General features: G+C 66.2%; 20 protein-coding genes. 12 read left to right on the forward strand and 8 right to left on the reverse strand.

The window, feature by feature from the left end; genetic code table 11:
- The first annotated feature begins 10 nt into the window (after window positions 1-10).
- The 6 genes from HLH25_RS01295 to HLH25_RS01320 all read left to right on the forward strand — a co-directional run bounded on the left by HLH25_RS01295 (window position 11) and on the right by HLH25_RS01320 (window position 4962).
- Window positions 11-541, forward strand: a complete 531-nt coding sequence (locus HLH25_RS01295; RefSeq protein ID WP_182972324.1) for a cupredoxin domain-containing protein — start codon at window positions 11-13, stop codon at window positions 539-541.
- Window positions 538-2283, forward strand: a complete 1746-nt coding sequence (locus HLH25_RS01300; RefSeq protein ID WP_246400824.1) for a cbb3-type cytochrome c oxidase subunit I — start codon at window positions 538-540, stop codon at window positions 2281-2283. The genes HLH25_RS01295 and HLH25_RS01300 overlap by 4 nt, the downstream gene beginning before the upstream one ends.
- 7 nt (window positions 2284-2290) lie before the next feature.
- Window positions 2291-2896, forward strand: a complete 606-nt coding sequence (locus HLH25_RS01305; RefSeq protein WP_182972325.1) for an SCO family protein — start codon at window positions 2291-2293, stop codon at window positions 2894-2896.
- Window positions 2893-3633 carry a cytochrome c oxidase assembly protein gene (locus HLH25_RS01310; RefSeq protein WP_182972326.1) on the forward strand — a complete coding sequence of 247 codons (741 nt, stop codon included), beginning with the start codon at window positions 2893-2895 and terminating at the stop codon, window positions 3631-3633. Before HLH25_RS01305 ends, HLH25_RS01310 begins: the two co-directional genes overlap by 4 nt.
- A gap of 154 nt (window positions 3634-3787) precedes the next feature.
- Window positions 3788-4591 carry a prephenate dehydrogenase/arogenate dehydrogenase family protein gene (locus tag HLH25_RS01315; protein ID WP_182972327.1) on the forward strand — a complete coding sequence of 268 codons (804 nt, stop codon included), beginning with the start codon at window positions 3788-3790 and terminating at the stop codon, window positions 4589-4591.
- Between the two features lie 35 nt (window positions 4592-4626).
- The gene (locus HLH25_RS01320) at window positions 4627-4962 is read left to right on the forward strand and encodes a host attachment protein (protein WP_182972328.1); all 336 of its coding nucleotides are present in this window, start codon (window positions 4627-4629) and stop codon (window positions 4960-4962) included.
- A 26-nt stretch (window positions 4963-4988) separates the two neighbouring features.
- Here the strand turns inward: HLH25_RS01320 and HLH25_RS01325 are convergent, their stop codons facing one another.
- Window positions 4989-5300: a hypothetical protein gene (locus tag HLH25_RS01325; RefSeq protein WP_182972329.1), complete on the reverse strand. Its 312-nt coding sequence runs from the start codon at window positions 5298-5300 to the stop codon at window positions 4989-4991.
- A gap of 190 nt (window positions 5301-5490) precedes the next feature.
- Between HLH25_RS01325 and HLH25_RS01330 the strand changes: the two genes are divergently transcribed.
- From HLH25_RS01330 to lptG, 3 genes are all read left to right on the forward strand, one after another.
- Entirely contained in the window at window positions 5491-6765 is a 1275-nt protein-coding gene (locus HLH25_RS01330) for a glycosyltransferase family 4 protein (protein WP_246400826.1), read from the forward strand.
- 170 nt (window positions 6766-6935) lie between these two features.
- The gene (lptF, locus tag HLH25_RS01335) at window positions 6936-8030 is read left to right on the forward strand and encodes an LPS export ABC transporter permease LptF (RefSeq protein WP_182972331.1); all 1095 of its coding nucleotides are present in this window, start codon (window positions 6936-6938) and stop codon (window positions 8028-8030) included.
- The gene (lptG, locus tag HLH25_RS01340) at window positions 8027-9106 is read left to right on the forward strand and encodes an LPS export ABC transporter permease LptG (RefSeq protein WP_246400828.1); all 1080 of its coding nucleotides are present in this window, start codon (window positions 8027-8029) and stop codon (window positions 9104-9106) included. Before lptF ends, lptG begins: the two co-directional genes overlap by 4 nt.
- 87 nt (window positions 9107-9193) lie before the next feature.
- On the opposite strand, the gene HLH25_RS01345 is transcribed toward lptG, so the two are convergent.
- From HLH25_RS01345 to HLH25_RS01370, 6 genes are all read right to left on the reverse strand, one after another.
- Window positions 9194-10150, reverse strand: a complete 957-nt coding sequence (locus tag HLH25_RS01345) for a CDP-alcohol phosphatidyltransferase family protein (RefSeq protein WP_310889032.1) — start codon at window positions 10148-10150, stop codon at window positions 9194-9196.
- Between the two features lie 56 nt (window positions 10151-10206).
- Window positions 10207-10923, reverse strand: coding sequence for a phosphocholine cytidylyltransferase family protein (locus HLH25_RS01350; RefSeq protein WP_182972332.1), 717 nt, complete (start codon window positions 10921-10923; stop codon window positions 10207-10209).
- Window positions 10923-12050 carry an inositol-3-phosphate synthase gene (locus HLH25_RS01355; RefSeq protein WP_182972333.1) on the reverse strand — a complete coding sequence of 376 codons (1128 nt, stop codon included), beginning with the start codon at window positions 12048-12050 and terminating at the stop codon, window positions 10923-10925. The genes HLH25_RS01350 and HLH25_RS01355 overlap by 1 nt, the downstream gene beginning before the upstream one ends.
- Entirely contained in the window at window positions 12040-12231 is a 192-nt protein-coding gene (locus HLH25_RS01360; RefSeq protein ID WP_182972334.1) for a hypothetical protein, read from the reverse strand. The genes HLH25_RS01355 and HLH25_RS01360 overlap by 11 nt, the downstream gene beginning before the upstream one ends.
- A 386-nt stretch (window positions 12232-12617) precedes the next feature.
- A complete protein-coding gene (locus HLH25_RS01365) occupies window positions 12618-13757 on the reverse strand; it encodes a glycerate kinase (protein ID WP_182972335.1) in 1140 nt (379 codons plus the stop codon).
- Between the two features lie 634 nt (window positions 13758-14391).
- On the reverse strand, window positions 14392-15708 hold the full coding sequence (locus HLH25_RS01370) for an MFS transporter (RefSeq protein ID WP_246400830.1): 1317 nt from the start codon (window positions 15706-15708) through the stop codon (window positions 14392-14394).
- A 189-nt stretch (window positions 15709-15897) separates the two neighbouring features.
- On the opposite strand from HLH25_RS01370, the gene HLH25_RS01375 reads away from it, so the two are divergent.
- Window positions 15898-17136 (forward strand): sugar diacid recognition domain-containing protein, encoded by a 1239-nt coding sequence (locus HLH25_RS01375; RefSeq protein WP_182972336.1) that lies wholly within the window; start codon window positions 15898-15900, stop codon window positions 17134-17136.
- A 216-nt stretch (window positions 17137-17352) separates the two neighbouring features.
- Window positions 17353-17532: a CsbD family protein gene (locus tag HLH25_RS01380; RefSeq protein ID WP_182972337.1), complete on the forward strand. Its 180-nt coding sequence runs from the start codon at window positions 17353-17355 to the stop codon at window positions 17530-17532.
- 33 nt (window positions 17533-17565) lie between these two features.
- On the opposite strand, the gene HLH25_RS01385 is transcribed toward HLH25_RS01380, so the two are convergent.
- Window positions 17566-18027, reverse strand: coding sequence for an Lrp/AsnC family transcriptional regulator (locus HLH25_RS01385; protein ID WP_182972338.1), 462 nt, complete (start codon window positions 18025-18027; stop codon window positions 17566-17568).
- Between the two features lie 107 nt (window positions 18028-18134).
- On the opposite strand from HLH25_RS01385, the gene HLH25_RS01390 reads away from it, so the two are divergent.
- Complete coding sequence (locus HLH25_RS01390; protein WP_182972339.1) at window positions 18135-19637, forward strand: aminotransferase class V-fold PLP-dependent enzyme; 1503 nt, start codon at window positions 18135-18137, stop codon at window positions 19635-19637.
- Window positions 19638-19663 lie beyond the last annotated feature (26 nt).

Here is a 19663-nt window from a genome sequence, read left to right on the forward strand (position 1 = left end):
AGGAACGGTTATGAACGACAATACGGGCATGAGCCCTCTCGAGTCCGCCTTCCACGCCTCGGCCGAACGGCACGAACGGTTCTGGATCTTCGGCGTGCTGGTGATGCTGGTCCTGCTGACGATCGGGACGATGTTCTACGTCGTCCATGATTACGGCCTGGTGACCGGCACCCATTCCTACGCGACCGACCCGCAGGCCCCGGCGCGCGAAGCCGCGTTCCAGGACGGCAAGGTGGTACGCACCGGCCCGAACGCCTACGCGGTCTACATGGTCGGCCGCGCCTGGCACTGGTCGCCGGACGTGATCCATGTGCCCGAAGGCGCGGAAATCACCTTCTACGTCACCAGCACCGACGTGCTGCACGGTTTCGAAATCCAGGGCACGCCGGTCAACCTCACGGCCGTTCCCGGCGTGGTCGGCACGGTGAAATACACGTTCCACCATACCGGGCTGTTCCGCATCATCTGCAACGAATATTGCGGCATGTTCCACCACGCCATGGTGGCCCGCATCATCGTCGATCCGGCAGGTACGCCATGAGCATCGAAATCGCGGCCGACACATTCGCGTCCGCCCCTCCGCAAACCGGGTCCGATCGCGCCGCCGCCAGCATGCGCCGGCTGATGCTCGCCTTCCTGGTCGCGGGCTTCTCGGCCCTGCTGGTCGGGGCCACGATCGGCCCGCTCCAGGCGCTGAATTACGGCGGGGTCGATGCCTATCCCGCCCTGCGCCCGCTGCTGCAAAGCTATTACCAGGGCCTGACCATCCACGGGGTGATGAACGGCTACGTCTTCACCTTCTTCATCACCTGCGGGCTGCTGGTCTACCTCCCCGCCCGCGAACTGGGGGTCACGCCGAATCTCACGATGTGGCGCGCCTGTTTCGCGATCATGGCCGTGGGCGCGCTGTGCGTGCTCTATGCGATGGGCGACAATTCGTCGTCGGTGCTCTGGACGTTCTATCCCCCGCTCAAGGGCAGCCCGTTCTTCTATATCGGCATCACCCTCCTGGCCCTCGGCAGCACCATGCCGCTACCGATCCTGATGGACATGCGCAGGACGTGGCGCCGGCACCGCCCCGGCGAAATCACGCCGCTGGTCACGTACATGTCGCTCACCACCATGCTGATGTGGGGGCTGGCCGGCGTGGGCGTGGTGGCCGAACTGGTGCTGCAACTCGACCCCTGGTCGCTGGGGCTGATCAGCACCGTCGACCCGATCATCAACCGCACGCTGTTCTGGCTGACGGGCCACCCAATCGTCTATTTCTGGCTGATGCCGGCCTATGTCTCCTGGTACGGCCTGCTGTCGCGCCAGGTCGGCGGCAAGCTGGTCTCCGACCCGATGGCGCGGATCACCTTCGCCCTGCTGATGATCTTTTCACTGCCCGTGGGCACCCACCACCAGTTCTCCGACCCAGGCTTCTCCTCGATCTGGCGCGGCATCCTGGTGGTGCTGACCATGTCGGTGGCGACCCCCAGCCTGGTGACCGCCTTCACCATCGGGCTGAGCCTGGAATATGCCGGCCGCCTGCGCGGCGGAAAGGGCTGGTTCGGCTGGTTCCGCGCCCTGCCCTGGGGCGATCCCAGCGTGGCGGCCCAGGTCCTCGCGGCCATCACCTTCATCCTCGGCGGCGCCACAGGCATCGTCAACGGAAGCTGGCAGCTCAACGCCATCGTCCACAACACCACCTTCATTCCCGGCCATTTCCACGTCACCGTCGGCAGCGTCACCGCCATGACCTTCATGGCGATCAGCTTCTGGATGGTGCCGCACCTGACCGGCCGGCAACTGATCAGCCGGCGGCTGGCCCTGTTCTCCGTCTGGGTCTGGTTCATCGGCATGACGATCTTCGCCATCGGCATGACATGGGCGGGCCTGTACGGCGTGCCGCGCCGGGCATGGGTCTCCGCCCTGCCGCACGGCACCTATCACGCGCTCTACGGCGCGGCATCGGTCCCGCTGGCGCTGGTGGCCATCGGCGGCGTCCTGCTGTGGGTGGCCAGCTACAGTTTCTTCGCCGTCTTCTTCGGCACCCTCCTGTTCGGCCGGCACGCGGCCCCGCCGCCCATTCCCTTCGCCCAGTCCTTCGGCGGCCCGGCCAGTTCCACCATCGACTCGCCGCCCAACCCGGCCCGGTCCGCCTCGCCGCTGATCCGCGCGCTGGATCATATCTGGCTGCTGACCGGCATCACGGCGCTGGCCACCATCGCCGCCTACATTCCCATCCTGTGGCCGTTCCTGCATCACGTCACGCGGGCGCCGGGCTGGATTCTCTGGTAGGGCACGCATGACGGCGCTCGCGCCACCGCTCCGGCAGTCGCTCCGCCGTGCCGCCTGCACGGTGGCCGCCATCGTGGCGCTGCTGGCCCTCTATGCCGGCTGGAGCGGCGGCTTCAGCCTGTTCGGCTCTCCGGTCCCGCCGGCCCCGGCCCCGCGCCTCGCCCTGCGCGACGATCTGGGCCACCCGTTCGACCCGGCAACGCTGCGCGGCCGGGCAACATTGGTCTATTTCGGCTATGTGCGCTGTCCCGATGTCTGCCCGACGGTGCTGGCGGCGCTGGAACAGGTCTTCGCCCGGCTGGGCCCCGACGCGGCGCGAACGGGCGTCCTGTTCGTCACGCTGGACCCGGCCCACGACACGCCCGCCGTGCTGCATGCCTACCTTTCCCATTTCCAGCCCGCTCCCACCGGCCTGACCGGCCGCCCGGACGAACTGGCCGCCACGGCCCGCGCCTGGGGCATCGGCTGGACGGGCACCGACGGCCACATCAACCACAATTCGGTCCTGACGCTGGTCGGCCCGGACGGGCAGATGCGCGCGCGCTACGGCATGACGCAACTCAACGCCCCGGAATCCATGGCCGCCGACATCCACGCGGTCCTGTCCCGATGAGAGGCTGGAGCCCACTGTTCCAGGCCGGCTGGGTCGCCGCCGGGCTGCTCGCCGGCTCCGCGATCCTGCTCCTGGCCGCCCGGCACCAGCGTCCATCCTGGCGACTGGCGGCGGCGGGCGCCGGCACGGCCCTGCTGGCGGCCTCCTGCACCGGCCTGCGCGACCCGCTGGCCTCGATGACCCAATATACCGCCGGCCTGATGGTACTGGGCCAGGTCGTCCCCCCGTTCCTGCTGCTCGCCATGCCCATGCCGACACACCGGCGCGCCCCCCATGTCGCGGGCTGGGCACGCGATCCCGGCGTGGCGGCGGCCCTGTTCGGCGGGCTGGCAATCGCCACCGGCCTGCCCGCGATCCTCGACCGTTCGCTGGCCAACGCGCTGTTCAGCGCCCCGCTGGGCCTGCTGGACCTGCTGGCCGGCCTGCTGTTCTGGGCGCAGTTGATGCCGGACAGCCGGCTCATCCGGCACAACCCGCTGGCCGGAGCCTATGCGCTGCTGGGCAGCCTGCCGATGACGGTGGTGGCGGTCGTCTGGATGACGGCGCCGCGCGTGCTGTACGCCCCCTATCTGGACGTACTGTGCCGATGGGATCTGACACCGCTTGAAGATCAGCACTGGGCAGGATTCGTGATGCTGGTCGCCGGCCTGCCGCTCCAGGTGGTCGGGACATGGCTGCTGGTCGCCGCCCCGGCAAAGCCCCCGCCGACCTTGACCGGCCCCGCCAAATCCCCTTAGGTGCGTCGCATGAGCACCCCGTCCTTCCTCTCCGGACTGTATTACGCGCCGCATTCATAGCGGCGGGGGCGTATTATCATGGTCAACCGCTGCGTCGTCAGCGGTCGAACCTCCGAGAGTCCTCCTGGCAACGCAGCTTCCCGAAAGCAGTGTCATGTCAGACGGATCGTCTCTCTCCTCTCCCGCCCCGGCGTCTCTCCCCCTGGTCGGCCTGTTCGGCTTCGGCGCCTTCGGCCGGCTGATCGCCACCCATCTGGCTGCCCATTGCCGCATCCGCGTCCACGATCCCCTCCTCCAGCCCGGTCCCGTCATGCCGGGGGTCACGGCGACGACGCTGGAGGGCGCAGCCGGCTGCCCGATCGTCATCCTGGCCGTTCCGGTCACGCGGATGCAGGCGGTGGCGCGCAGCATCGCACCGCACCTGCCACCTCATGCGCTGGTCGCCGATGTCGGATCGGTCAAGATCCTGCCGGCGGACATCCTGTGCCGCGAACTGCCCGCGCATGTCCGCATCATCGCCACCCACCCGCTGTTCGGCCCGCAGAGCGCGCGCGACGGCATCGCAGGCCACCGCATCGTGCTCTGCCCGCTACGCGGCACCCGGCCAGGCCCCCTCGCCGCGTTCCTGCGCCGCACCCTGGGGCTGGAGGTCATCGTGACCACGCCCGACGCCCACGACCGAGACGCCGCGATGGCGCAGGGCCTGACCCATCTGCTGGCCCATATCCTCTCCGAAATGGGTCCGATGCCCGAACGGATCAGCACCAGCAGTTTCGCCCTCATCCGCGCCGCCGCCGCCATGGTGCAAAACGATGCCCCGGAGGTCTCCCACGCCATCGCCCACCTCAACCCCCATGCCCGCGCCGTCCGCCGGCAATTCTGCGCCATCGCCGGCCGGATCGCGGAAAGTGATGACGCACACGGCGTATCCCCCTTCCCGGACCATGCATTCGGGTGAAAGATGATGACGTCTTCGACAGGGAGAAGAAGATCATGACAACGATCGACCCCGTGACGTATGTCGTCGCCGACGCGCATACGGCGCGCCTGCTGCGCCACGAAGGGCATGCGCTGCACACGACCGACCACATCGCACCCACCGAACATTTCGCCGCCACCATCGCCGAGGCGCTGAATCGCGGCGTGACCGACGGCACGATCAGCCGCTTCATCCTGGCCGCGCCGGGTCATCTCCTGCACGCCATCCGCGCCGAACTGACCGGCGTCGCGCAGGACAAGCTGATCCTGGCCGTGCCCAAGGAACTGGCACAACTGCCCGACCACGAGCTGATCCAGCATTTCGACATTCCGGCAACCGGCTGGCCGTAACCCTCTCTTCGGTTACAGCGCCGGAGTCAGGCTCCGGCGCCCTCGGTGCCCGCGCCGGGGCGCCGGGCCCACGCCTCCAGATCGAGAAAAGCCTCGATCATCCGTTCCAGCGCGATGGCGCGGTTCGGCAGGTCCGACTGCCGCGCCTGCCAATCCTCGACGCGCCGCAGAACGGAAACATTCAGCGTAACCGTCACACGCTCGCCGTCTCCCACCCCCTGCGAAGGCGCAGGCTCCGGCGCGGTCCGGGGCGCCTGCAAGACCGAATACAGCCCCGCCACCTGGGCGCGCAGCGCGGTCAGGTGCGACAGGATCTCAATGGCGGTCAGATCAGCCATGACCGTTTCCTCCGAACCAGACAAGGACCGAAAAAGACACGGCCACCCGTCTTCGTAGCGCGCCATGCCTGCCATGGTTCCATTCCCTCCCCGGCGCGGCGGGCCTCCCTTCTGGACACCCACCCACGTTCCCGGTCATATGCGCCATCGGCGGGCCAGCGCCCGGACAAAAGCCTGATGGATGCGACCATTGAGACAAAACGGCCATGCCGGAAACCCGGATGCGGGGATCAAGATCCTGTTCGCGTTCGAAAATCCGCTCCCCAGCGCCGAGGCCGACGCCGAAGTCTTCATCACCACCGCCCGCTACCTGGCCCGCCTGACCTCCCGCGCGCGGCTGCACGTTCCCATGCGCGACCGGGCCTCCTGCGCGACCCTGGCCGAGGCCACGGGCCTGGACATCGTGCGCGCCTGGGCACCGGCCAGCCCGGCCGCCCTGCGTCACCTGATGTGCGGCCTGACCATCGTCTGCCGCAGCGCCTTCCGCCAGGCCGATCTGGTCTATACCCGCAATCTGTGGATCGCCTGGATGGCCATCCGGTTCGGCCAGCGCGTGGTCTTCGACCATTATCGCCCGTGGCCCGACCAGATCCCTCCGCTCCGCCGCTGGCTGCACCGGCTGATGAACCACCCGCGCTTCATCCTCCATATCTGCCACTCGGATTATACGCGGCGGAAATATCTGGAACTGGGGGTGCCCGCCGCAAAACTGCGCTGCATCCATAACGGCTTCGAACCCGGACGGCTGGATGCGATCCCCGCCCCGGCCATCGCGCGACAGGCCCTGTCCATTCCCACAACCGCCCGGACGATCGTCTATACGGGCCGGATCAACCAGAAGAAGGGCCTCGATGTCGTCATCGAGGCGGCGCGCCTGCTGCCCGACCGACTGTTCATCCTCGTCGGTTCCTATGGCGAAGGACCGATCGAGGAAAAGGCCCGCCTCCTGCCCAACGTGCGGATCGTTCCCTTCCAGCCATCCGAGGCCCTGGGCCAGTATGTCGCGGCGGCCGATATCCTGCTGGTCCCACCGTCGCTCCAGCCCCTGACGCGGTTCGGATCGACGGTACTTCCGCTCAAGCTGTTCTTCTACCTGGCCTCCGGCCGCCCGATCCTGGCCGGAAAGACGCCGGACGTGCAGGAAATCCTGCGCCACGAAGAAAATGCCTATCTCTGCCAGCCTGATTCCCCCCAGGCGCTGGCCGACGCCGTGCGACGACTGACCGACGACCCCACCCTGTGCGCACGCCTCGCCGAAGCCGCGCAGGCGGAAAGCCGCACCCTGACATGGGAAGCCCGCGCCACGCGGATCATGACCGCGATCTCCGAGCGCCTGGCCGCCGCACCCGATCCGGTCGAACGCTGGAAGACACCCCAATGGCGGCAGTACCGGCACCAATCCTGGCGCTGGCTGCAACATCTGATCCGCACAGGGTCGCCGATCCTGCCGCCCTCAGGCTCCTGAAGCCGGCGGGCCGCGAGCGGTTTGACGAAAATGGGCCTCTCTTTTATTCTCGATCGGTCACGGGCATGTTCCCATGCGGCACAGACCGCACCCGTCCCGCGTGACAGGGCGAAGAGAGTCACTTGTACGCCCCGGCGCGATCCATGCCCCCGACGGACGGTTTTCATACCTTGATCATTCGTACCTATCTTCTGCGCGAAATCGGGAAGCCACTGGCAACCATGCTGGTGGTGTGCATGGCCCTGTTCGCCGGCTACAGCGCCGCCGATTTCCTGTCGGACGCGGTCAACGGGCTGCTGTCCACCAACACGATCGTGGAACTGATCGTGCTCAAGCTCCTGATCAGCCTGGAAGTCCTGGTCCCGGTGGCGCTGTACCTGTCCATCGTGCTGGCACTGGGCACATTGTACGGCAATTCCGAAATCACGGCGCTCCATGCCCTGCGCGTCACCCCCGGCATGCTGCTCCGCCATGTCATGACACTGGCCGGGTGCGTCGCCATCGGGGTCGGCATCCTGTCGCTGGTCGTGCGCCCGTGGGCGTACGAGCGCCTGCATGCCCTCTCGCGCAGCGCCGAACTGACGTTGGATGTGGACGCAATGCAACCCGGCACCTTCTACGTCGTGCAGAACGGCGCGCGCGTCATCTTCCTCACCCGGCGCCAGGGGCCCAACGGCCCGGCACGGGATATCTTCGTCCAGTTGCGCCGCCCCAACGACACAAGGATCATCCATGCCGAACTCGGCTATCCCGTAGCCGACGACGTCAACGGCCGGACCGATTTCTACGTGCGGCTGAAGAATGCCCATATCTACGATATCGCCACCCGGCCGGGCGCGCATGACCAGGTCATGACCGTGCGCGAAATCACGCAGGACCCGAACCGCCATGTGGTGGACGCGCCGGACGACAGTTCGGTGACCACCGGCAGCCTGAGCATCGCCGCCTCGCACCAGCCGGCGGACGTGGCGGAATTCCAGTGGCGCCTGTCCACCCCCCTCACAACCATATTGCTGGCGATGCTGGCGGTGCCGCTGGCACGCGGGCGCCCCCGGCAGAACCGCTACGGCAAGCTGGGGACCGCGATCCTGATCTTCTTCGTCTATTACCTGCTCTATACGTCCGCCCGCACCTGGGTGCAGCACGGCATGGTGGCCGCGTTCCCCGGCATCTGGTGGGCGCCCGCCCTGCTGGCGGTCCTGACCGGCTTCATGCTGCGCGGCCAGATCGCCGATCTCCTGTCCCGACGGGCCGACGCGCCATGAAACTGAAACGCTTCGACCGCTATATCCAGCTCGTCACGCTGCGGGCCTTCGTCCTGGTCGCACTGGGGCTCACGGCCCTGTTCAGCCTCCTGGAATTCGTCGACCAGCTCTCCTACGTCGGCCAGGGACATTATCGCCTGGCCGACGCCGCCGCCTATACCGCCCTGCTGGCGCCGGCACGCTTCATGCAGGTCACGCCCATCGCGCTGCTGCTGGCATGCCTGCTGGGCCTGGGCGGCCTCGCCAAACATTCCGAGCTTACGGCCCTGCAAGGGATCGGACTCTCCGAAATGCAGATCATCGGCGCCGTGCTGCGCCTGATCGTGCCGACGATCGTCCTGCTGTTCCTGGTCGGGCAGTTCGTCGTGCCCTCGGCGCGCCACATGGCGCAGCAGGGGCGTGCCACCGCCCTCACCTCCGGCGCGGTGAACGCCGCGGACAACACGGCGTTCTGGGCTCATGGCGACCAGCAGTTTCTCGGCGTCCACCGCTTCGTCAACGAAAAGCTGGGCGAAGACATCGACATCTACCGTTTCGACGACCAGGGCGCGCTGACACGCTATCTGCATGCGGCCCACGCCACGATCGGCGCGGACGACAACTGGGTTCTGACGGACGTCACACGCAAGGACATCGTCGCCGACCAGTTCCACACGAGCCACCAGGACAGCATGACATGGCATGCCTTCCTGTCGTCGCGGCAGATCCGTTTCCTCAGCCTGCCGCCCGAGAGCGTGCCGCCCATCGCCCTGTATCGCTACATTCGCGATCTCAAGCGGCATCATCTGCCGGCCACGCGCTACGAGCAGGAACTATGGTCGCGCATCAGCACGCCATTCGCCATGATCGCGCTGATCGCCTGCGCCGCACCCTTCGTCTTCGGGCCACCGCGCTCGCAGAGCCTCGGCTATCGCATGGCCATCGGCATCGCGATCGCCATCGTGTTCTCACTGGGGCAGGAAATCACCAACCGGCTGGGCCTGCTGCTGGACCTGAACCCGGCGATCACAGCCCTCACCCCTCCCATCCTGCTGATGCTGTCGGCGGCCTATCTCTTCATCCACACCCGAGAATAAAGAACCAAGCTCCCAACCACCCGAAAACGAACGGGTTTCCAAAGGGCGACTGCCCTTTGGTGGGTCAAGGGCAAAGCCCTTGCCGCATCACGGCACGAGCGACGCTTCCGCCTTCACCGCGAACACCGCCTGATCGCGGCGGCGTTCACCGGGGCAAGGCACGTCCCCGGCCAGACCATCAAGTCCGGCCATGAACGCCCCGTCGCACATGCGCTGTCGCGCCAGCAGCAGCATCAGGATCGCCGAGAACCCCACGATCTCGAACATGAAATAAGCCAGCGGCACGCGGCAGATCACGCAGAGAAAGATGCCGATCGTCCGATAATTGGCGGACAGGATCGACCAGCCACGCAGCAGCGGCGCAAACGCCTCGCGATAGGCCTGGCGGATCACCGGCCCCCGGTCGGGATGCTCGGCCAGCAACGCCGCCAGCCGCTGGTTCAGCCCCGCCTCCCCGCCCGGCGCGGTCAGCGCCTCAAGCCGATTATACAGCCCGAACAGCAGGTCGCCCACGCGCCGGCCGGAGGCGACCTTCGCCCGTGCCACCGGCGCCGATCCACGCGCCCAGCCCCAGAAATTATAATCCTGCCGCTGCCGTTCATAGGCGGCCGACTGCACCGCATGGCATCCGCCCGCCAGCACGACCAGCGCCCAGACCCACGCGCCGTAGAGGGCGGAAAGCGCCAGCGCCAGCCCGACATAAACCGAGACGAACGTCACGTAATCGCAGATACCGTCCAGAATCTTGCCGGTCTGCGACTGCTTGCCCGTCAGGCGCGCAAGCTGGCCGTCCGCCCCGTCCATCACATGCCAGACGACCATGAGCAGGAACCCGGCCACCGCGAAACGCACATCGCCGACATGGTGATAGGCCGCCCCCGCCAGCACCCCGGCCGCCATCCCGCCGAGCGACACGGCATTGGGTGCCACCCCCAGACGCGCGAAATGCCGCGTCAGCCATCCCGAAACCGGATGGATGACGTACAGGTTGGTCAGTTCTTCGATTTCCGACGTGCGCCGCACGGGATCTGTCTGCTGCAACACGATGGCACCCTTGTTTCCCTGGTTCCCCGCGCCATACGGGCCGGGAGCGATCCCTGTCAAAGCAGCCCTTGGGCCATCAGACGTTCGGCCTTGTCGTAGGCCACCGGATCATCGACATCGATCCACAGATGTTCGCCGATATCGAGGACATACGCCTTGTGCCAGCGGGCCAGCGTGTTCATGGCGCCGGATATACTATCCTCGCCCTCTGCCTGGCTGCTTTCCAGCGCATCGAACATCTCGGGCGTACACCGGAAGATCCCGGTATCGAACGCATTGAACTCCGTCAGCGACTTGCCGATACGCTCGATCCGTCCGTCCCGACACAGAACGCGCGTCACGTCGTCCGGATCGTTCAGCATGCGCTCCACATTGCTGTCAACACCCAGCGTCACACCGTCCCGGCCTGTCGGGATCGCCGCCATCAGGCGATTGATCTCCGGGTCCAGCACATGGTCGCACATCGTCAGCAGAAACGGCCCGTCGAGGAACGGCCGGGCACAGAGAACGGAAACCCCGTTGGCGCGGTCCCATGCCGGATTATGCACATGGGTCACGCGCCCCCCGTCACATTCCGCCATGTCGTCCAGGGCCGTACGCAACTCATCGCCGCGATAGCCGTTGATGATGACGAATTCATCGACCCCACCACGGCGGGCACGGTCGATAACCTCGGCGATCAGGGGCCGCCCCCGGATCGTGACCAGGGGCTTGAGCGGCCCCTTGTCACGCAGACGGCTGCCCTGCCCTGCGGCGACGATCAGGCACTTCATCAGGCGGGAACGGCCTCGGTCGAATGGGTGGTGATGAACTCTTCGACCATCTTGTAGGCTTCGTCATCCGTGTACTGGACCAGCGGATGCTTGCAGAAATAGGCGCTGGGCGCGGCCAGAACACCACCGACGCCGGAATCGAGCGCCAGCTTGCAGCAGCGGATCATGTCGATGGCCACACCCGCCGAGTTCGGCGAATCCTGCACCGACAAGCGCAGTTCCAGTTCCATCGGCACGTTGCCGAAGGCGTGGCCTTCCATGCGGATGAAGCAGACCTTGTTGTCGTTCTGCCACGGCACATAGTCGCTGGGGCCGACATGGATATCCTCGTTCTCCATGCGCGTCTTCGCGACGGCCTGCACGGCTTCGGTCTTCGAGGTCTTCTTCGACGCCAGACGCTCCTGATTCTTCATGTTCAGGAAGTCGGTGTTGCCGCCCGTGTTGAGCTGGTACGTGTGCAGCATCTTGACGCCGCGCTTGGCGAACAGGTCGGTCAGCACACGATGCACGATGGTCGCGCCGAGCTGCGACTTGATGTCGTCACCGATGATCGGCACGTTGCGCTCGGCGAAGCGGGCGGCATATTCCGGATCGCTGGCGATGAAGACCGGAATATTGTTGATGAAGCCGACCCCGGCCTCCAGCGCGCATTCGGCATAGAAGCGCGTGGCCTTCTCCGATCCGACCGGCAGGTAGTTCACCAGGATCTCGGCGCCGCTGCGGCGCAGTTCCGCCACCACGTCTTCCCGGCTCGGCTCCGGGGCGTCGGCCCGCACGAAGCTGCGCTTCTCGTCATAATTGGCCATGTGCTCGGACACGCCATCCAGCACCGCGCCCATCCGCACGGTCACGCCGCTGTCGGGGATGTTCGGCTCGAACTTCACCACGCAGTTGGGGGCGGAGAAAATGGCACGGCTGACATCGGTGCCGACCTTGCGCGCGTCGATATCGAACGCCGCCACCACCTCGATGTCGCTGGGACGATAGCCACCAAGGCTCTCGTGCATCAGGCCGATGACTTCCTCGTTGTGGCGGTTCGGGCCGTAATAATGAATGCCCTGAATCAGGGCACTGGCACAATTGCCGACACCCACGATCGCGATACGGATACCGCCCTTAGTCTTCATAATGTTCCCCTGCCCTCTTCGAGACCATAAAAAACGAACAGTCGCGGCGGCCGCCGGCCGAACGACGCATCAAAACACCCATTGTCGCCTGAAAGAACCCGGTACCAGCATGCGATGCGGCCTCGGCCCACTCGATCGCCATACCGCGCCACTCCCTGATGCGATCCTCACCGATCGCCACGAGCCTCCTGCTCCTTTGGCAAGCTATCGGGGAAATCAGGCGCCAGATCAAGAATGCGTCCCCGCCGGTTCCCCCTCTGCGGACATGCCGCCACGCCCATTGCACGCATCCATGGCCCAGATGCGGCCGCGTCCGGCTCTATATGTTACAAGGAACGATGGTCTTTTAGTTAATTTAAGTTAATATCCAAGCAACCAAAAGACCCACCCTCAGCACCCTGCGCAGGCCAGATTTTCATCTTATATCATTAAAAACAATGCGTTAATAAAACATCCCCCATCCAAGCAAAACAGACTCGCCGCAAAACCACCGTCTTCGTTCTGTCATATTTGACATAAAATAAAATCACTCCCGACCAAAACCGCGCCCCATTGGTTACATTTATCTCACCTGGCCCGGAAAATGGCACTCGTGGCAGCCACGTTGCGTGCCGTCACCCGCACATTGGTCGCCGCCTCGGCCAGGGCTTCCTCAAGCGTGCAAGGCCGGTTGACGACGCTGAAGACGGCGTCGATTCCATGGGCATGCACCTTTGCCGCATCGTGCCCCAACGACCCGGCGATGCCGATCACCGGTCGTCCGTGCCGACGGGCGACACGGGCGACGCCGATGGGGGCCTTGCCATGCACGGTCTGCCCGTCGATCCGGCCCTCGCCGGTAATCACCAGGTCGGCGTCGGAGAGGATGGCATCCAGCCCCAGCGCCTCCATGACGATCTCCACCCCCGGCCGCAGGGTGGCCCCCAGGAACGCCAGCGCCGCCGCCCCCATCCCGCCCGCCGCGCCGGCACCGGGCACGGCGTCGATCTCGCACCCCGTCGCGGCCGCGACATGCCGGGCATATCCGGCCAGCGCGTCATCCAGCAGGCCCACCATCTCGGGCGTCGCCCCTTTCTGCGGACCGAAGACCGCGGAGGCCCCGGACGGTCCGGTCAGCGGATTATCGACATCGCAGGCCACCTCGACCCGGCAACCCGCCAACCGGGCATCGAGGCGTGAGAGGTCGATGCGCGCCAGACGCGCGAGTTCCGCACCACCGAACGCCAGCTCCACCTCGTCACGGTCGCGCAGCGAAGCCCCCAGAGCCTGTGCCATGCCGGCCCCGCCGTCATTGGTGGCGCTGCCGCCGAGTCCGAGAATCACATGCCGGCACCCTTCGTCGAGCGCCGCGAGGATCAGTTGCCCGACACCGTAGGTCGTGGCCGTCAGCGGATCGCGCCGGTCACGCGGCACCAGCATCAACCCGGCGGCGGCGGCCATTTCCACCACGGCCGTCTGTCCGTCACCCAGAATGCCGAACGCCGCCATGACGGGCGTCCCCAGCGGCCCGGTCACCTCCCGCGTCAGCATCCGCCCGCCCGTGGCCAACACCAGCGACTCCGCTGTCCCTTCGCCCCCATCTGCGGCCGGCAGCTTCACATAGGTCGCGTCGGGATAGATCTCGCGAAACCCGTCCTCGATCGCATCGGCCACCTGAAGGGCCGACAGGCTTTCCTTGAAGGAGTCACACACGATCACGATCTTCATCGCCGTTCCCCGTTTTTATTTTTCTATGCCGGTCGTGTCTCAAAGCCGGATTGGACATGTGCGCTGCAAGCGAGAACGGCCCACCAGGGCCACGCCCGGAGTGTGTTTCCGAACACCGGAGCGCAGGAAACGCGCCTCAGATCGCCCCAACGCACACATCCCTCCAGGCCAGCAAAGCGTGGCCGGACATGTGCGCTGGCAAGCGAGAACGACCCACCAGAGCCGCGCCCGGAGTGTGTTTCCGAACACCGGAGCGCAGGAAACGCGCGTAAGATCGCCACAACACACACCTCCCTCCAGGCCAGCAAAGCGTGGCCGGACATGTGCGCTGGCGAGCGAGAGCGACCCGCCAGGGTCGCGCCCGTCGTGTGTTTCCGAGCACCGGGCGGAGCGACCTCAATGGCCGTGAGCACCGAAGCGCAGGAAACGCGCCTCAGATCGCCACAACACACACATCCCTCCAGGCCAGCAAAGCGTGGCCGGACATGTGCGCTGGCGAGCGAGAGCGACCCGCCAGGGTCGCGCCCGTCGTGTGTTTCCGAGCACCGGAGCGGAGCGGCCTCAATGGCCGTGAGCACCGGAGCGCAGGAAACGCGCGTCGGATCGCCGCCAGCGCGCATGTCCGGCCACGCTTTCAGCGGTTGACGCGGGAGGGGGGCATACGCAGCACCAACACCACGCCCAACACCGCCATCGCCGCCAGCAGCGCCAGCGCCCCATCGGTCCGCTGGGTCGCGTCCTTCACCCAGCCAACCAGATACGGGCTGACGAACCCCGCCAGTTGTCCCATCGAATTGATCAGCGCCAGCCCGCCGGCCGCCGCCGCCGGGCTGAGATAACCGTTGCAGAGCGGCCAGAACATCGGCAACCCGGTCAACGCGCCGGCAGTCGCCACCGTCAGCGCCCCCAGTGCCACGGGCATCGAATCCGGAAACCGCGCCGCGAGCGCCAGCCCGGCCGCCGCCATCAGCAGCGGGACGGCCAGATGCCACCGCCGTTCGCGCATCCGGTCCGCCGAACGCCCCATGACGATCATGAACAGACTGGCCCCTACATAGGGCACGGCACTCAGCCAGCCGATCGTCGCCGCATCATGAATGCCACTGGACCGGATGATCGTGGGCAGCCAGAAATTGATCGCATAGACGCTGGCCTGGATGCAGAAATACAGCAGCCCCAGCATCCAGACGGCCGGATTGCGCAGCACGGCCCCGAAATTGTCGGCCAGTTGCTTCGGCTGCTCCAGCCGGTCGCGCCGCAACGCCTCTCCAACAGCCGCCCGTTCCTGCGGTCCCAGCCAAGCCGCCTGTTCGATCGTGTCGCTCAACAGCATCACCATGCCGATGCCCAGCGCCACGGTCGGCAGTCCCTGGAGCAGGAACAGCCACTGCCACGCCGCCAGCCCACCGGGCGCAGAGGCGAAATGCGACAGCATCCAGCCCGACAGCGGGCCACCGACCACGCCGGAAAGCGGAATCGCCGACATGAACAGCGTCAGCGCCCGCCCCTGCCGCTCGGAAGGGAACCAGCGCGTCAGATACAGCACCAGCCCCGGAAAGAACCCCGCCTCCGCCGCACCGGTCACGAACCGCAGCAGATAGAAGCTGGCCGGGCCGGCCACGAACATCTGCGCGGCCGACAGCAGGCCCCACATGATCATGATCATCGCCAGCCATCGCCGCGCGCCCACGCGCTGCAACATCAGGTTGCTGGGCACGCCGCAGGCGATATAGCCAAGGAAGAAGATCCCGGCCCCGAGACCATAGGCGCGCTCGGACATATGCAGCGCATCGAGCATGTCCAGCTTGGCGAAGCCGACATTCACCCGGTCCAGATAATTGAACAGGTAACAGACGAAAATATAGGGCACCACCCTGGCCGCGACCTTGCGAAAGGTCGCATCCAGCCGGTCCACGGCCGACGGCGAGGGTACGGAGGCTACGTGCATCATTCTTCCCCGATGCTTGTTCTTCTTGCCCGCCCATGTCCCGGGGCGGGATAAGGACGGGGCGCGCGACACCATGCGGTGTTCGCGCCTTTGCATCGACCCTACGGGCAGAACCGCCCCGCCGTCTTGGTGCATATGCACGATAAATATGTCAGAATCGGCACAAAATTCCGGGCAGATGACAGACAATCCATGAGCATATCGGACCCAACCGCCCAGCCCGCCCCGCCCGACGGTTCGGGCCGCCCGGACATCGACCCCGCCCTCGCCCAGGCGATCGTCGATCGCTCGATGGCCATTACCGGCTGCAACATCAATGTGATGGACGCCCGAGGCGTCATCATCGCCAGCGGCGACCCCGACCGGCTGGGTCAGGTTCATGACGGCGCCCTGCTGGTGCTGGCACGCAGCAGCGCGGTCGAGATCGAAGCCCGCGCCGTCCGGCAGTTCGGCGGCGCGCGGCCAGGCGTCAACCTGCCGCTGCGGATCGGCCGCGCCATCGTGGGCTGCGTCGGGCTGACCGGCGCGCCCGGCACGCTGCGCCCCTATGCCGAACTGGTCCGCATGGCGGCCGAGACGATGCTCGAACATGCGCGCCAGAACCGTACCCTGTCGCGCGAGGCCCGCCTGCGCGAGGAACTGGTGCTGAGCCTGGTGCGCGAGGCTCCCACGCCACCGGCCCTGGCCCGGTCGGCGGCACGGCTGGGCATCGACCTGCGACAGCCACGGGTGGCCGCGATCATCGAAATCCGCTCCGAAGGCCCCGACGCCGCATCCCTCCTCGGCGAGCGGCATCAACTGATCACCCTGCTCTGCGAACCCGAACGCGGCAACCTGATCGCCCCCCTGTCGCTGAGCGAAATCGCGGTGCTGAAACCGGCCCTGACCACCAAGGGCACCTGGAGTCTGGACTGGCATCGCGAGCGGGCACACCGCCTGCTGGCGCGGGCACGCGCCGCCACCGGGCTGGACCTGCGGCTGGCACTGGGCGGCTTCGTCGAAGGGACGGACGGGCTGGTACGCTCCTTTCACACGGCGCGGGCGACGCTGGATGTCGGGCGGCGCCTGCATGCGACGCGCGACCTCCTGTTCTATGACGAAATGCGCCTGGCGGTCCTGCTCGATGCCCCCTCCCAGGATTGGCGCACACAGGAACTCCGCGCCCCGTTGCGCCCCCTGCTTCACGCCCCCGGACACGCGATGCTGCTGCATACGCTGCGGACATGGCTGGCCCACGGCATGCGGCCGCAACCCACCGCCGCCGCCCTCGGCCTGCACCGCAACAGCCTCGACTACCGCCTCCGGCGGATCGAAAGCATCTGCGGCCTCGACCTGGGGTCCAGCACGGATATCGTCGCGCTGTATCTGGCGCTGCACCTCACTCCGGACATGCCCCCGCTGACCGAGCCTCCCCCGGAAGACACCCTCTGAAGCCAGTCCGTTTCAGACCGCCTCCCTCCCGCCCGCGCGTGCCCATCACCGCCTCCTGGTCATTCAAGGAGGCTCGGCGTCAAGCCGCACTGACCCGCTCAGGGCATGGCTGCATACCCTGCCCCGCGGCACCCGCACGCAACCCCGCCGGGACCATGGCGTTTCAATCCATGCCCGCGTCCACCCCAGGAGGCGCGAAACCAAGGAGGCACGGAAATGGGCGAATTCAAGGACAAGATCAAAGGCCACGCGGACACGGTGGTCGGCGAAATCAAGCGCAATGTCGGCAAGGCGACCAGCAATCCCAGCCTGGAAGCCGAAGGCGAGGCACAGAAGCTGAAGGGCACCGCCGAAAAGGCGAAAGGCGCCATAAAGGGCGCGATCAACAAAGTCTGAGCCCCAGGCACCTATGATCCCCGGGGCCTGCCGTCACAACGGCAGGTCCCGCCGATCGCAGATCGCCTCCATCGCCATGTACGACGTAACGGTATCCAGTTCGACCCGCGCGATCAGCGAACGATAGATGGCGTCGAAGGCATTCATGTCCGTCGTCACAATCTTCAGCATGTAGTCGTAATCGCCGGCGATCCGGTAGAAATCGATCACATTCGGCACCGACACCACCGCCTCGCGAAAGCGGTCCAGCCAGTCCTGGGAATGGTGGCGTGTGCGTACCATCACAAAAACCGTCAGCCCCAGCCCCAGGGCTTCAGGATCGAGCAGCACCGTCTGGTGCCGGATCATCCCGCGCTCGCGCAGTGCGTGCAGACGCCGCCAGCAGGCATTCTGCGACAGCCCAATCCGCTCGGCCAGATCGCGCTGCGACAATCCGGCATCGCGTTGCAGGGCCTGAAGCAATGCTCGATCAAAATGATCCAGTTTTTCCGCCATACCCGATCATATGACCCAATTCTGACCACTTCAATCGAGAAAACGATAAAGTTCTTCCACCAGATCCCGTCTATTTTTTTGCCACCCATTGAAGGAGGCAAACGGCGATGCGCGACGGGCAGGATCTCTTCTCGGATTTCACGATGTCACTGCGCGCGGGCGGCCTGGACGGCCTCCGTGCCGGCCTGATCGGCGAAGGCGCCCCCGTCCCCGGCCCCTTCGGCACCCACAAGCTGATCTATGCCGATTACGTGGCCTCGGGCCGGGCCGTGCGCCAGGTCGAGGAGTTCGTGATGAATCACGTCCTCCCCTGGTACGCCAACAGCCATACCGAAGCCTCGTTCTGCGGCCGGCATGTCAGCCGCCTGCGCCACGCCGCGCGGGCTACCATCGCCCTTTTATGCGGCGCCGACGCAGGATTTTCGACCATCTTCACCGGGTCCGGCGCCACGGCGGGGCTGAACCGTCTGGTGGCCCTGCTGGGCGTGCCCGAAGCGGTGCGCAACGGTTCCACCCCCGTCGTCTTCATCGGTCCTTACGAGCACCATTCCAACATCCTGCCCTGGCGCGAAAGCGGCGCCGAAATCGTGGAAATCGACGAAGCCCCCGAGGGTGGACCCGATCTCGCCCATCTCGCGGCAGCCCTGGCGGAAGCCGGCCCGTCACGCCTGAAAATCGGTGCTTTCTCGGCCGCCTCCAACGTCACCGGCATCATCACCGACACCGACGCGGTCACGGCGCTGCTGAAAGCCAACGGCGCCCTCGCGGTCTGGGACTACGCCGGCGGCGGTCCCTATCTGCCCATCGACATGAAGCCCAACACGCCGTGGGAAAAAGACGCCATCGTGGTGTCGCCCCACAAATTCATCGGCGGTCCGGGCGCCTCAGGCATCACGATCATCCGCGACGCGGCCGTGACGCTGACCCGTCCGGTCGTGACCGGCGGCGGCACGGTGCGCTTCGTCTCCCCCTGGGGCCACGATTACGCCGACGGCATCGCCACGCGCGAGGAAGCCGGCACCCCCAACGTGGTCGGCGATATCCGCGCCGCCCTCGCCTTCCTGGTCAAGGACGCGATCGGGCAGGATTTCATGAATACGCGCAACGATGCGCTCTATCACGCCGCCCGCGCGGTCTGGGACCACAACCCCAATCTCGTCATCCTCGGCAACCCGGCCGCCACACGGCGCCTGCCGATCTTCTCGATGCAGATCCACGACCGGCAGCACGGCGGCATGGTCCACCAGCAACTCTTCACCCGCATGCTGTCCGATTGCTACGGCATCCAGGCCAGGGGCGGCTGCGCCTGCGCCGGCCCCTACGCCCACCGCCTGCTGGGGATCGATCGTACGGAGTCCGACGCCCTGCGCACCGCGATCCTGTCGGGTGAGGAAATGCGCAAACCCGGCTGGACACGCCTGAATTTCAGCGTGCTGATGGATGACGCGAAAGCGGAAACAATCATCGCGGCCGTGGACGAACTGGCCCGCGCGCCCTATCCCATGGCCGATTTTTACGAGGCGGATCCCGCCACCGCACGGTTTCGTGCGGCGGCAGGAAGGTCTTCTTTTTCTGAAGAAAAAGAAGCAAAAAGACTTTTATCCATTTAGGGTTTTACGACGCCCGCAGGATATCC

The organism is Gluconacetobacter dulcium, assembly GCF_014174165.1.
GTDB lineage: Bacteria > Pseudomonadota > Alphaproteobacteria > Acetobacterales > Acetobacteraceae > Gluconacetobacter > Gluconacetobacter dulcium.

Bases quoted from the DNA above. Each gene is read 5' to 3' on its own strand.
- HLH25_RS01295 (WP_182972324.1), top strand. From the start codon at position 11: ATGAACGACAATACGGGCATGAGCCCTCTCGAGTCCGCCTTCCACGCC.
- HLH25_RS01300 (WP_246400824.1), top strand. From the start codon at position 538: ATGAGCATCGAAATCGCGGCCGACACATTCGCGTCCGCCCCTCCGCAA.
- HLH25_RS01305 (WP_182972325.1), top strand. From the start codon at position 2,291: ATGACGGCGCTCGCGCCACCGCTCCGGCAGTCGCTCCGCCGTGCCGCC.
- HLH25_RS01310 (WP_182972326.1), top strand. From the start codon at position 2,893: ATGAGAGGCTGGAGCCCACTGTTCCAGGCCGGCTGGGTCGCCGCCGGG.
- HLH25_RS01315 (WP_182972327.1), top strand. From the start codon at position 3,788: ATGTCAGACGGATCGTCTCTCTCCTCTCCCGCCCCGGCGTCTCTCCCC.
- HLH25_RS01320 (WP_182972328.1), top strand. From the start codon at position 4,627: ATGACAACGATCGACCCCGTGACGTATGTCGTCGCCGACGCGCATACG.
- HLH25_RS01325 (WP_182972329.1), bottom strand. From the start codon at position 5,300: ATGGCTGATCTGACCGCCATTGAGATCCTGTCGCACCTGACCGCGCTG.
- lptG (WP_246400828.1), top strand. From the start codon at position 8,027: ATGAAACTGAAACGCTTCGACCGCTATATCCAGCTCGTCACGCTGCGG.
- HLH25_RS01350 (WP_182972332.1), bottom strand. From the start codon at position 10,923: ATGAAGTGCCTGATCGTCGCCGCAGGGCAGGGCAGCCGTCTGCGTGAC.
- HLH25_RS01355 (WP_182972333.1), bottom strand. From the start codon at position 12,050: ATGAAGACTAAGGGCGGTATCCGTATCGCGATCGTGGGTGTCGGCAAT.
- HLH25_RS01365 (WP_182972335.1), bottom strand. From the start codon at position 13,757: ATGAAGATCGTGATCGTGTGTGACTCCTTCAAGGAAAGCCTGTCGGCC.
- HLH25_RS01370 (WP_246400830.1), bottom strand. From the start codon at position 15,708: ATGATGCACGTAGCCTCCGTACCCTCGCCGTCGGCCGTGGACCGGCTG.
- HLH25_RS01375 (WP_182972336.1), top strand. From the start codon at position 15,898: ATGAGCATATCGGACCCAACCGCCCAGCCCGCCCCGCCCGACGGTTCG.
- HLH25_RS01380 (WP_182972337.1), top strand. From the start codon at position 17,353: ATGGGCGAATTCAAGGACAAGATCAAAGGCCACGCGGACACGGTGGTC.
- HLH25_RS01385 (WP_182972338.1), bottom strand. From the start codon at position 18,027: ATGGCGGAAAAACTGGATCATTTTGATCGAGCATTGCTTCAGGCCCTG.
- HLH25_RS01390 (WP_182972339.1), top strand. From the start codon at position 18,135: ATGCGCGACGGGCAGGATCTCTTCTCGGATTTCACGATGTCACTGCGC.